The sequence below is a fragment of the Aureibaculum flavum genome, assembly GCF_016406085.1.
GTDB lineage: Bacteria > Bacteroidota > Bacteroidia > Flavobacteriales > Flavobacteriaceae > Aureibaculum > Aureibaculum flavum.
Window position 1 is genome coordinate 225096 of the sequence record NZ_JAEHFJ010000006.1, and the last position, 13641, is coordinate 238736.

General features: G+C 31.0%; 10 protein-coding genes. All 10 read left to right on the top strand.

The window, feature by feature from the left end:
* The first annotated feature begins 7 nt into the window (after positions 1 to 7).
* Entirely contained in the window at positions 8 to 2233 is a 2226-nt protein-coding gene (locus JBL43_RS13880; RefSeq protein WP_198842007.1) for an NADP-dependent isocitrate dehydrogenase, read from the top strand.
* Between the two features lie 69 nt (positions 2234 to 2302).
* On the top strand, positions 2303 to 3550 hold the full coding sequence (locus tag JBL43_RS13885; RefSeq protein ID WP_198842008.1) for an efflux RND transporter periplasmic adaptor subunit: 1248 nt from the start codon (positions 2303 to 2305) through the stop codon (positions 3548 to 3550).
* A 1-nt stretch (position 3551) separates the two neighbouring features.
* Positions 3552 to 4913, top strand: a complete 1362-nt coding sequence (locus JBL43_RS13890) for an ABC transporter permease (protein ID WP_198842009.1) — start codon at positions 3552 to 3554, stop codon at positions 4911 to 4913.
* A 128-nt stretch (positions 4914 to 5041) separates the two neighbouring features.
* Positions 5042 to 6502, top strand: coding sequence for a TolC family protein (locus JBL43_RS13895; protein ID WP_198842010.1), 1461 nt, complete (start codon positions 5042 to 5044; stop codon positions 6500 to 6502).
* Positions 6503 to 6632: 130 nt separating this feature from the next.
* Positions 6633 to 9008: a TonB-dependent receptor gene (locus JBL43_RS13900; RefSeq protein ID WP_198842011.1), complete on the top strand. Its 2376-nt coding sequence runs from the start codon at positions 6633 to 6635 to the stop codon at positions 9006 to 9008.
* A gap of 7 nt (positions 9009 to 9015) precedes the next feature.
* Positions 9016 to 9828: a DUF4249 domain-containing protein gene (locus JBL43_RS13905; protein WP_198842012.1), complete on the top strand. Its 813-nt coding sequence runs from the start codon at positions 9016 to 9018 to the stop codon at positions 9826 to 9828.
* A gap of 56 nt (positions 9829 to 9884) precedes the next feature.
* Complete coding sequence (gene murQ, locus JBL43_RS13910; protein WP_198842013.1) at positions 9885 to 10706, top strand: N-acetylmuramic acid 6-phosphate etherase; 822 nt, start codon at positions 9885 to 9887, stop codon at positions 10704 to 10706.
* Positions 10693 to 10926: a DUF6095 family protein gene (locus JBL43_RS13915; RefSeq protein WP_198842014.1), complete on the top strand. Its 234-nt coding sequence runs from the start codon at positions 10693 to 10695 to the stop codon at positions 10924 to 10926. The genes murQ and JBL43_RS13915 overlap by 14 nt, the downstream gene beginning before the upstream one ends.
* Positions 10913 to 11968 carry an ATP-grasp domain-containing protein gene (locus JBL43_RS13920; RefSeq protein WP_198842015.1) on the top strand — a complete coding sequence of 352 codons (1056 nt, stop codon included), beginning with the start codon at positions 10913 to 10915 and terminating at the stop codon, positions 11966 to 11968. The genes JBL43_RS13915 and JBL43_RS13920 overlap by 14 nt, the downstream gene beginning before the upstream one ends.
* Positions 11969 to 12367: 399 nt before the next feature.
* A partial coding sequence (locus JBL43_RS13925) for a phage tail-like protein (RefSeq protein WP_198842016.1) occupies positions 12368 to 13641 on the top strand: 1274 nt, incomplete at its 3' end.

A 13641-nucleotide genomic window follows, 5' to 3' on the forward strand; every position in this document is an offset into this window, starting at 1 on the left:
AGAGTACATGTCAAAATCAGCACCTATTATCTATACAAAAACAGACGAAGCTCCTGCATTAGCAACGGCTTCTTTCTTACCAATAGTACAAGCATTTACTAAATCTTCTGGTATTACAATTGAACCCAAAGACATTTCTTTAGCTGCAAGAATATTGGCAGCTTTTTCTGATTTTTTAAGAGAGGATCAAAAAGTTGTTGATGCATTGGCTGAATTAGCAATATTAGTTAATAAACCTGAAGCAAACATTATTAAATTACCCAATGTAAGTGCTTCTATTCCACAATTAAAGGCGGCAATTGAAGAATTACAATCTAAGGGTTATGCCCTACCCGATTATCCGGATGAGCCGAAGAATGATGAAGAAAAGAGTATCAAAAGTAGATATGAAAAAATTAAAGGTAGTGCTGTAAATCCAGTATTACGTGAAGGAAACTCTGACAGAAGAGCTCCTAAAGCGGTGAAAAATTACGCCAAAAGAAATCCACATTCAATGGGGGCTTGGTCATCTAGTTCAAAAACACACGTTGCAACCATGACTCATGGTGATTTTTTCCATAATGAAAAATCAGTTACGCTTCCAGCGGCAACATCAATAAAAATAATACACACAGACAATCAAGGTAAAACAACCGCTCTAAAAGAAAATTTAGAATTACTAAAAGGTGAAATTATTGATGCTACAATAATGAGTAAAAAGGCATTGATTCAATTTTTAGAAGAACAGGTTATAGATGCTAAAGAAAAAGGTGTGTTATTTTCTTTACACATGAAGGCAACAATGATGAAAGTCTCTGATCCTATTATTTTTGGCCATGCTGTTCGTGTTTTCTTTAAAAATGTTTTTGAGAAACATGCTGCTGTTTTAGATAAAATTGGAGTTGATGTTAATAATGGATTTGGAAATTTACTATCTCAATTAGATGAATTACCAGAAGCTACACGAAAAGAAATTGAGGCCGATATTGAAGCTGATTTAAAAAACGGACCCGCATTGGCAATGGTTAATTCTGCCAAAGGTATTACAAACTTAAATGTTCCTAGTGACGTGATCATTGATGCATCAATGCCAGCAATGATCAGAACTTCTGGACAAATGTGGAATGCTGAAGGAAAACAACAAGATACGAAAGCTGTAATTCCTGATAGTTCATATGCAGGTATTTATGAAGCTACCATAGACTTCTGTAAAGAAAATGGTGCATTTGACCCAACAACTATGGGTACCGTACCAAACGTGGGACTAATGGCTCAAAAAGCTGAAGAATATGGTTCTCATGACAAAACTTTTGAAATAAAAAGTGACGGTAAAGTTCAAGTTATAGATACAAACGGTAACGTTTTATTGGAACATAATGTAGAACAGGGTGATATTTGGCGTATGTGTCAAGCGAAAGACGCTCCAATTCAAAACTGGATCAAACTTGCCGTTGATAGAGCAAAAGCAACACAAATACCAACTGTATTTTGGTTGGATAAAAATAGAGCTCACGATGCTGAATTAATTAAAAAAGTAAATCAATATTTACCGAACCACGATACTTCAGGACTAGAAATTAAAATTCTTTCGCCAGTTGAGGCAACGTTATATACGCTAAAAAGATTAAAAAATGGAGAGGATACTATTTCTGTAAGTGGTAACGTGCTCCGGGATTATTTAACGGATCTCTTTCCTATTTTAGAAGTAGGTACCAGTGCGAAAATGCTATCTATTGTTCCATTAATGAATGGTGGTGGTTTATTTGAAACGGGTGCGGGTGGTTCAGCTCCAAAACACGTACAACAATTTTTAGAAGAAAACCATTTAAGATGGGATTCTTTAGGTGAATTCTTAGCATTAGCAGTATCCTTAGATTATTATGGTAATGTAAATAATAATGAAAAAGCTAAAGTTTTAGCAGAAACATTAGATGACGCCACCGATAAGTTATTGGAAACTAGTAAGAACCCTTCACGTAAAGTAGGTGAACTAGATAACCGAGGTAGTCAATTTTACTTGACTCTATATTGGGCAGAAGCTCTTGCTTCTCAAACTAAAGACACTGAATTACAGCATCATTTTAAGCCTGTTGCAGAAGAATTAAAGTCTAATGAGAGTGAAATTGTAAATCATTTAAATGAAATACAAGGTGTACCTGTAAACATAGATGGGTATTACGCTCCGAAGGAATCTTTAGTAACTGAAGCTATGAGACCTGATGAGAAGTTTAATCTAATTATTGAAAATATTTAGTAAGATAGAGTAAAATATATTTTCGTTAATTTTTTTTTTTGTAATTTGGTTATGTTAAACACATAAATTATGAATAAAAAAAAACTTGCTCTTGCAGGTGGCATTATTTTAATTTTAATAATAGCTTACTTCTTTTACAAAAAAGAAAATGACGAAAATGTATCGCTCACTGCTAAAGTACAAAAAGGAACTTTTAAAAACGAAGTAATTATATCTGGTGAGGCTCAATCTACGAGTTCGAAAGATATAAATGGTCCTATAAATGCCAGACGACATAATATCTATCAGCTAAAAATACAAGATTTGGTAGCTGAAGGTACTGTCGTAAAAAAAGGTGGATATATAGGTAAACTTGATGCTTCTGAAGTTAATGGAAAAATTAACGATGCCTTATTAAATTTAGAAAATGCACAATCTAAATATACACAACAGCAGCTGGACACTACCCTTTCATTAAAACAAGAAAGAAACGGAATAAAAGATTTACAATTTGAAATTGAAGAAGCTAAATTGGAAGCTAAGCAATCTATTTATGAGGCTCCTTCAATTATAAGGCAATTGGAGATAAAACTTGAAAAACTTGATAGAGATTTAAGGGAAAAAACAGAAGATTACTCGATCAAAAAACGACAAGCTAATGCCAAAATGATTGAAGTTGGCACTGAAGTTTCTAAAATCAAAAAGAAAATTGAAGAATTAAACAGTCTACAAAAGGAATTTACTATTTATTCTGAAGATGAAGGGATGGTTACTTATGTAAAGGATTGGAATGGAACAAAAAAGAAAGTTGGTTCTACCATTTCTCCTTGGGAACCTGCTATTGCTAGTTTACCAGATTTGACAAAAATGGAATCCAAAACATATAGTAATGAGGTCGATATTAGAAAAATAAAAAAAGATTTAGTAGTAAAAATTGGCTTTGATGCTTTTCCAGATATAGAATTGGATGGTATTGTAACTGATGTTGCTAATGTAGGTGAAAACAAAAGAGGTTCAGATATTAAATTATTTCAAGTTTTAATAAAATTGAATGAGATAAACAAAAATATTAGGCCCGGTATGACAACTTCTAATCGCATTCTAACGCATCAAGAAGAAGATGTACTTATGGTGCCCCTTGAGGCCATTTTCTCTAAAGATTCTATTAGTTATACTTTTGTAAAATCAGGATATTCTATCAACAAAAAGCAAGTTGAACTTGGGTTAGCTAATAATGAAATGGTTATTATAACTAATGGGCTAGAAGAAAATGATGTTGTTTATTTAAACAAGCCAGAAAATTCAGATGATAATTCTATAACGCTATTGAAAAAATAGTATGGTAGATAAAATCTTCATAGAAAAATTAAAAGCTAACTTTAGTGAAGCCTATCGCGTAATTATCACAAACAAAGTAAGAACTTTTTTAACTGCATTAGGTATCATTTTTGGTGTTGCTGCAGTCATAGCGATGTTAGCTATTGGCAATGGTGCTGAAAAAGAAATCTTAGCCCAATTGGAGTTAGTGGGCGTAAATAATGTTGTTATTACACCGTTGCCAGACAATGAAGATTCGAATAATAGTGATGAATATGAAGAGGATGGTGAAAATAGCGAACCCAAAAGATTTTCTAAAGGTCTAGACATTTTAGACGCCCTTAGTATACAGAAAAACATTCCTTCGGTAAAATTAGTGAGTCCAGAAATTATTTTAGACACCTATGTAATTAATAATGGCAAACAAAATTCGGTGAAACTTATAGGAGTTAGCCCTCTTTTTTTCAAAGCTTCAAACATTAATATTGAAACTGGATCTAACTTCTCAGAATATCAAACTTCAAATGCCCTTTCTGTCTGTATAATTGGTAAAAAAGTAGAGAAAAAATTATTTACCGGAGAAAGTGCACTCGGAAAAAGTATAAAGGTAAAAAATGTTTGGCTCCAAGTCGTAGGAATTATTGAGGATAAATTAATTTCAGAAAAAGCTCAAGAAAATTTAGGCATTAGAGACTTAAATCAAGATGTGTATATACCCTTAAAAACATTTTTAGTTAGATATAGAGATCGAAAAATTATTACTGACAATATAGACATTAGCAATTTTGAAAATCAAAATACTGGCCCTAAGAAAAGGATTCCTAGAGGAAATTATCATCAAATTGATAAATTAACAGTTCAAGTAAACAACACAAATGAACTGCAAGCTACAGCAGATGTTTTAAGCAGAATGATTAAACGGAGGCATAATGATGTATTGGATTTTGAAATTACCATCCCAATACAACTTCTAAAACAGCAACAAAAAACGAAACAAATTTTTAATGTGGTATTAAGTATAATTGCTGGTATTTCTCTGTTAATTGGAGGTATTGGAATTATGAATATTATGTTGGCCTCGGTGTTAGAAAGAACCAAAGAAATTGGTATTATAAGAGCGATCGGGGCAACTCAAGAAGACGTGATTTTACAATTTTTATCAGAATCTGTACTTATTAGCATAGGTGGTGGAATCATAGGAATTATTGTAGGAATTATTGGTGCATATGTAATACAATTTGCCACTGGTATTGAAACCATATTATCAATTAATTCAATAATATTATCATTTTTTGTAGCAATAATTATTGGTATTGTCTTTGGAATTGCACCAGCAAGAGCAGCTGCTAACAAGAGACCCATTGAAGCCATTAGAGATGAATAAGCTCCTTGAATAAATACACTTTGCCATTCGTATTTATCATTTATTATGGAAAGAGCTAGCTATATGAAATAAACAATTATAACAACCATCATTAAATAAGACCAAAGGGTTGGCTAAATTTTATTCAAATGAAAAAAATATTAATCTTACTTTTAGTTATCTTCCCATGTATAACTTTTGGTCAATCTAAAACTATAACGTTAAACGAAGCCATAAAAATTGCAAGGCAAAAATCTCCGGACTATAAAACGAACTTAAATAAAAATCAAGCTAGTTATTGGCGATTTAAAAATTACAGAGCTAGTTTTTTACCTCAATTAGAATTAAGTGCCACCCTACCTGAATTCTCAAATTATACAAGAAGATTAACTAATGATCAAGGGGAAGATATATTTGTAAATCAAAACCAATCTAGAATAGAAGGTAATTTATCTTTATCTCAAAACATTCCTTTTACAGGAGGTACTTTATCTGTTGGTTCTAGTTTAGAAAGAGTTGATATTTATGGAAATAATGAAAATACAGGTTATTCAGTAGTACCGTTTTCCTTAAGTTACTTTCAAAGTTCAATATTTTATAATCCCTTTAAATGGAATAAAAAAATTGAACCTCTTATTTATGAGGAATCGAAGCGAGATTTTGTTGAAAATATGGAGCAAATTTCTTTAAATACCTGTAGTCGTTATTTTGCCCTTCTCAATGCTCAAACACAGTTAGACATTGCAGAAAAAAACTTATCGAACCAAGACACCTTGTTCCAAATTGCAAAAGGCAGATTTAGAATGGGTAAAATTGCAGAAAATGACCTATTACAAATGGAACTCGCCCTTTTAAACTCAAAAAACAAACTTACAACGGTTTCTATTTCCTTAAAAAAGGCATCGCAAGATTTTGCCCGTTATTTAGAGCTAGATTCTGAAACTATTCAATTAGAAATACCGAGTAAATTATCGCTTTTTACTGTCGATGTTGAAAAAGCAATGGCAGAAGCTCAAAATAATAGAAAAGCTGTAATAGAATTTAGAAGAAGACGCTTAGAGTCTGAAAAGGAATTAGCACGAGTTAAAGGTAGTAACAAATTAACGCTTGGTTTAAATGCTAATTTTGGAATTTCTCAACAAGGTGATGTTTTCGATGAGCTGTATCAAAATTACAATAAACAACAGTATTTTTCTTTATCTGTTGGGCTACCCATTTTTGATTGGGGCGTTTCAAAATCTCAGCGTAAAATGGCAGAAGCTAATTTAGACTTGCTCAATAATAATATAGAGCAGGAAAAGCAAGCTTTTGAACAGGAAATTTATTTGCATACGCTTAATTGGTCTAACCAAAGAGAGTTTTTATTAACGTCTGAGAAGGCTCAAGAAATTGGAAATAAAAGATATGACATCACTAAAAAAAGATATATTTTAGGAAAAATATCAATTACTGATTTAAATTTAGCTCAAGAAGAAAAAGACAAAGCTGCAGTTCAATATTTAAATTCTTTACAGAAATTTTGGGTAGATTATTATACATTGAGAAAATTAACGCTTTATGATTTTATAAATGATAAGAAAATAACTTCAGACGATATCTTTAATGAATAAAATTTTGTTCAATTTTAAGGCATAAAAAATTATTAATAAGCCAAATCAATTGTATAAATTCTATTAAATAAAAGTTAAAAGCCGCTTTCGAGCGGCTTTTTTTAATATTTTTACCTTAAAATTTGATAATTTGAGCAAACTAAAACTAACTTCACTCCTATTTCTTTTATTTTACGGTACACACCTTTTCTCTCAAGAAAAATTCACGCTGAGTGGAACTATCTCAGAAAACTCTAGTAATGAAACACTTATCGGAGTCTCAATTGTTTTTCCCGAATTACAAACTGGCACCACTACAAATGAATATGGGTTCTACTCTATAACATTACCAGAAGGAACGTATAATGTGCTCATAAGCTATATAGGTTTTAAAGATATTCAAACGAGTATCATTTTAGAAAATGATATTTCTAAAAACTTTAGTTTAGAAGAAATGACAGAAGCATTAGATGAAGTTATCATAAAAGAAAATGTAGAAAAACTCAATATCAGAAAACCGCAAATGAGTGTTAATGCACTGACTTCTGCTACAATTAAACAGATGCCCGTGGTTCTAGGTGAGGTTGATGTTATAAAATCTATTACATTATTACCTGGAGTAACTAATGCAGGTGAAGGATCATCTGGATTTAATGTTCGTGGCGGGGCTGCAGATCAAAATTTAATTTTATTAGATGAAGCAACGATATATAACTCATCACATTTATTTGGTTTCTTTTCTGTTTTTAATCCCGACGCCATAAAAGATCTAAAACTATATAAAGGAGGAATACCTGCTAGATATGGTGGTAGAGTCTCTTCTGTTTTAGATATTTACCAAAAAGAAGGTAACAGTAAAACATTTCATGCGAATGGCGGTATAGGAATTGTTTCAAGTAGGCTAATGTTAGAAGGCCCATTAAAAAAGGATAAAGGTTCTTTTTTATTAGGTGGTAGAGGTTCATATGCTCATTTATTTCTACCCTTATTTGATCTTGACAATGTGGCCTATTTTTATGATTTAAATACCAAATTAAGTTATAAACTAAATCCTAATAATAATATTTATTTATCTGGTTATTTTGGTCGAGATGTTTTTAGTATTTCTGATAGTTTTCAAAATACTTATGGAAATACCGTGGTAAACTTTAGGTGGAATCATTTATTTTCAGATAAATTATTTTCTAATGTTTCATTGATTTATTCAGATTACTATTATGGATTAAAACTAAATTTAGTAGAATTTAATTGGAATTCAGGTATCCAAAATTTTAATGTTAAGTATGATTTTAAACACTATTTGAGTAATACATTTAAATTAGAATACGGTTTAAATAGTATTTATTACAAATTTAATCCTGGTGAAATTGAACCTTCAACGCCAACTTCAGGTATTAATCGTTTTAAGTTAATAGACAAATATGCTTTTGAAAACGCACTATATATTGATGCTGAACATCAACTAACGGATAAGTTAGCCTTATCATATGGATTGAGGTATAGTTCTTTTATACGCTTAGGGCAAGACGAATTAAATATATATGAAAATGATAATCCCATTATTTTTAACGAAGCCCTTCAGATCTATGAGAAAGCAGAACCCGTTGGAACGGAATCGCTAAAAAGAAGTGAAACCATAAAATCTTTTGGTAATTTAGAACCTCGATTTTCATTAGCCTATCAATTAAATGATGTATCATCCGTAAAGTTGAGTTATAATAAAATGAGTCAATATTTGCATTTACTATCAAATACCAGCTCACCAACACCTTTAGATGTTTGGGCTCCTAGTGGCAAATACATAAAACCTCAATTACTCAATCAATACGCTATTGGATACTTTAAAAGTATTAATGATGATAAATATTCAGTTGAAGTAGAAAGTTTCTTTAAGGATATTAAAAACCGAATTGATTATGTTGATGGAACAGATCTAATTGCCAACAATGCTATTGAGCAAGTTATACTTAATGGGGAAGCTAGAGCTTATGGTTTAGAATTTTTATTGAGGAAAAATGAAGGGAAATTTAAAGGCTGGTTGGCATATACCTTATCTCGATCGGAACAAAAAACGCCTGGAAGAACAGCTTCAGAAATTGGAATAAATAATGGCAATTGGTATAAAACAGGGTATGACAAAACCCATGACATTTCTTTAACCGGAAGTTATGAGTTAAATAAAAAATGGACTTTTAGCTCTAATTTTATATTTCAAACGGGGCAGCCTACTACCTACCCTGATTCGCAATATCTATATAATGGTGTTACTATTCCTAGCTTTACGGCTAGAAATGAATATAGATTACCAACATATCATCGTTTAGATATTTCAGCGAATTATGTACCAAAACCAAATAAGAACAAAGGATGGCAAAGCGAATGGGTTTTTGGTCTATATAATATATATGATAGAAAAAATGCTGCTTCTATAAATTTTAGTACGAATAATGAAACTGGGGTTAATGAAGCCACGCGATTGTCCATTTTCGGTATAGTTCCTTCTATATCTTATAATTTTAGATTTTAAGAAGATTATGAAAAAAATATTATTTTTTATTGTGTTGATTGGTTTTATGTCTTGTGAAGATGTTATTGATGTAGATTTACCTCAATCAGAACCAAGATTGATTATTGATGCTTCAATCAACTGGCTTAAAGGAACAACGGGTAGTTCACAATTAATAAAATTAAGCCTTTCTGCTCCTTATTTCGATACTATTATTCCCCCCGCGAACAATGCTGAAGTTAAAATAACCAATTCACAAAATACTGAATTTGTATTTACTGAAGAAAGTGATTCAGGGTTTTACACAAATAATACATTTACTCCTGTTATTGATGAAACATACCAATTAACCATAGTCTATAATAGCGAAACCTATATTGCCTCAGAAACCTTAAAGTCTGTTAGTCCCATAACACGTATTGAGCAAAGCCAAACGGGTGGATTTTTAGCTGAAGACTATGAAATTAAAGCCTATACACAAGATCCTGCAAATGAAGACAATTACTATCTTCTTGAATTTTCGAATGATATACCCACATTACCTACCTTAGAAGTTTTTAAAGATGAATTTGTCAATGGCAATGAGATCTTTGCCTACTTTTCTGATGAGGATTTAGATGTTGGTAACGAAATTAAAATAAGGTCTTACGGTACTTCTGAACGCTATTATGAATTTATGTTTATACTTTTACAACAGACTAGTGATGGCGGTGGAGGGCCTTTTGAAACCCAACCAGCAACTGTAAGAGGTAACTGTATAAATACAACAAACAAAGAAAATTATCCATTAGGCTATTTCAGATTATCAGAAGTAGATGAATTCACGTACGAAATTCAGTAAGTTGAATAAAAAATAATGTGTACTTTTGAATTTTAAGTACTAACTATAATAATCAAATGAACTTTACTAAAACCACCGAACAAGACTCTAATTATAATCATCTTGACAAGATGAATATTAATGAATTATTAACGAATATAAATAATGAAGATAAAACAGTAGCTGAGGCTGTAGAGAAAGCAATTCCGAATATAGAAAATTTAGTTACACCAGCCGTCTCAAAATTGAGGGATGGTGGACGTTTGTTTTATATTGGTGCTGGTACAAGTGGTCGATTAGGTATTTTAGATGCCTCAGAATGTCCGCCAACTTTTGGTGTTCCTTTTGATCTTGTAATTGGTTTAATTGCAGGTGGCGATATTGCTATTAGAAAAGCAGTTGAAAATGCGGAAGATTCTAAAACGCAAGGCTGGAAAGACTTACAAGACTATAACATTTCAGATAAAGACGTTGTAGTAGGTATTGCAGCATCAGGTACAACACCTTATGTTATTTCTGCCCTAGAAAAATGTAATGAAAAAGGAATTATTACGGGTTGTATTACTTGTAATGATGCGAGTCCATTAGCATTAACTGCAAAATATCCTATTGTTGTAGTTGTTGGGCCTGAATTTGTTACAGGTAGCTCACGAATGAAAGCCGGTACTGCTCAAAAGATGGTGTTAAACATGATTACAACTACCATTATGATTCAGTTAGGAAAAGTAAAAGGTAACAAAATGGTAGACATGCAGCTCTCTAACAATAAATTAGTAGATAGAGGTCATAAAATGTTAATGAAAGAACTTAATATAGAAAGACCTATAGCAGAAACACTTATTAAAAAATATGGTAATGTAAGAAATGCCATAAATAATTATCTCCTTGAAAAAGAATAAACCGACTTTATTTAGTGCTTTAAAATATTTAGGCATAGCTTTTCCGCTTCTTTTTATTGCCCCAGTAGTAATTACAATTGGGTTTAAAGCTCTGAGAAAAGATGGTAATTATATTTTTTTGATTTTAGGGTTAGCGTTGGGCTTAGTTGCAATTTTGTCAACGGCTTATGGTTTGATGAAAATTTCAAGATTTTTATTTGATAAGAATGATAAAGGCTAGAATTTTCTTTACAAAATTATCTCATTCTGAACATTGGCCCACCTATTTTTTTTATGTTCCCCTAATCCCCTATTTCTTATATAAAGCAATACTTGCAAGAAGTCTTACATTTTTTTTAGCCGTAAATCCAGCCATTAAATATTCAGGTATGGGAACTGAATCTAAATACAAAACACTTGGTTTATTACCTGAAGCTTATATACCTAAATCCTTACTCATTTCTCCTACTACTGAATTTAGTTCTGTTTTAGATTCTTTAAAAAAAGCAGAAATAATTTTCCCCTTAATTGCAAAACCAGATATTGGTTTTAGAGGTTTTTTGGTTAAAAAAATTGACAGTATTACTGATTTAGAAAATTATCTTAAAGTAATATCTATCGACATTATATTACAAGAATATGCAGCTTACTCTGAAGAATGTGGCTTATTTTATTATAAAATTCCAGGCGAAAAAAAAGGTAAAATTACCTCTATAACCTTAAAGAAATTTATTACGGTTACAGGTAATGGTGTAGATAGCCTATCTCAATTAATTTTAAATGATAATCGTGCCTTTTTGTATTATAAATTATTTCAGAATTTACATATAAATAAACTTAATACTATTCCTAATAAAGGTAAAATTATTAAGTTAACGGTTATAGGTAATCATTCTAAAGGAACTCAATTTGTTAATGGAAATCATTTAATTGATAACGAATTAGAGCTGTTTTTAGATCAATTAACTGCAAATTTAAGTGGGTTTAACTATGGCCGCTTTGATATAAAATTTCAATCTTTAGAGAAATTAAAAAAAGCTGAGGACTTTAAAATACTTGAACTAAATGGTGCTATCGCAGAACCTACACATATTTATGACACCGATAAATCCAATTATTTTGTTTCACTAAAAACAATTTTGATTCATTGGAATATAATTAACAAGATTGCCATAAAAAACCATAATAGCTTTAAAATACCCTACCCTTCACTTATTCCTTTTTTAAAAGAAATGTTTTGGTTGAAAAAATATGCTCAGCTATTAAAGAAGCATCAAAAATAGTATCATACGTTACAAACGTAATACAGTAAATACTATTACTGAATTTTCATCGTTCTAGATTTACAATTAAATGCTAAACATGAAAATATCTATTCTTCACAAAAAAATTGTGGTACCAATACTTAATAAAGAAATTATTTCTGATTTTAAAGTCTTTCATCTTTTAAGGTTTTAGAAAAAAGATGAAAATCTTTATACCAACCAACTTAGAACTCGCAAAACACTTCGTTAAGTTATATTTTTAAGTTTAAAAGTATAAATATTTAATATCCAATTCTTTCCAAAAAACTTAGATCAATAATCCTTGAGGTATAAAAACCTATTGCGTTGTTGTATCATCAAGTATAATAATTTGTCATTGAGACAACTATTTTTTTTTAATAAAGTAATTAATCCATTATGAAAATATTTAAATTTTTATTCCTCCTTCTAATTTCATCGGCAGTATATGGGCAGGTCAAAATAGGCGATAATCCCAACACTATTGATACTTTTTCTTTATTAGAGCTAGAAAGCTCAAATAAAGCTTTTGTGTTAACCAGAGTTTCTAACATTGAGATGAACAATATGACTCCCTTAAATGGAGCATTAGTTTATAATACCGATGAAAAATGTATTTTCCAATACGCGGGAACCTGGACCAATTTGTGTGATACAGGTACGGATAATCAACAATTAAGTTTTGATTCAAATACTAACATCTTAAGTCTTGTCGATGGTGGTACAGTAGATTTATCAAAATTTATAAATACAGATGATCAAAAATTAAGTATCACTAATAACATCTTAACATTGGAAGATGGTGGTACGATAGACTTAAGTAATTACTTAGACAATACTGACAATCAAGAAATTTCTGAGTTTAGCTTAGCGGGTTCTATTTTAACTATTACCTTAGAAAATGGAAATACACAAACAGTTGACATTGCTGCTGCAAGTTCAGATGATCAAAAATTAAGTATTGATAATAACATCTTAACATTAGAAGATGGTGGTACTGTTGATTTAAATAATTATTTAGACAATACAGATAATCAAGAAATTTCTGAGTTTAGCTTAGCGGGTTCTATTTTAACTATTACCTTAGAAAATGGAAACACACAAACGGTTGATATTGCCGCTGCAAGTTCTGATGATCAAAAATTAAGTATCACTAATAACATCTTAACGTTGGAAGATGGTGGTACTGTTGATTTAAATAATTATTTAGACAATACAGATAATCAAGAAATTTCTGAGTTTAGCTTAGCAGGTTCTATACTTACCATTACATTAGAAAATGGAAACACACAAACAGTTGACATAGCTAGTTCTAGTTCTGATGATCAAAAATTAAGTATCACTAATAACATCCTAACATTAGAAGATGGTGGCACGGTAGACTTAAGTAATTACTTAGACAATACAGACAATCAAGAAATTTCTGAGTTTAGCTTAGCAGGTTCTATTTTAACGATTACCTTAGAAAATGGAAATACACAAACGGTTGATATTGCCGCTGCAAATTCTGATGATCAAAAATTAAGTATCGATAACAACATCTTAACATTAGAAGATGGTGGCACGGTAGACTTAAGTAATTACTTAGACAATACTGATAATCAAGAAATTTCTGAGTTTAGCTTAGCGGGTTCTATTTTAACTATTACCTTAGAAAATGGAAACACACAAAC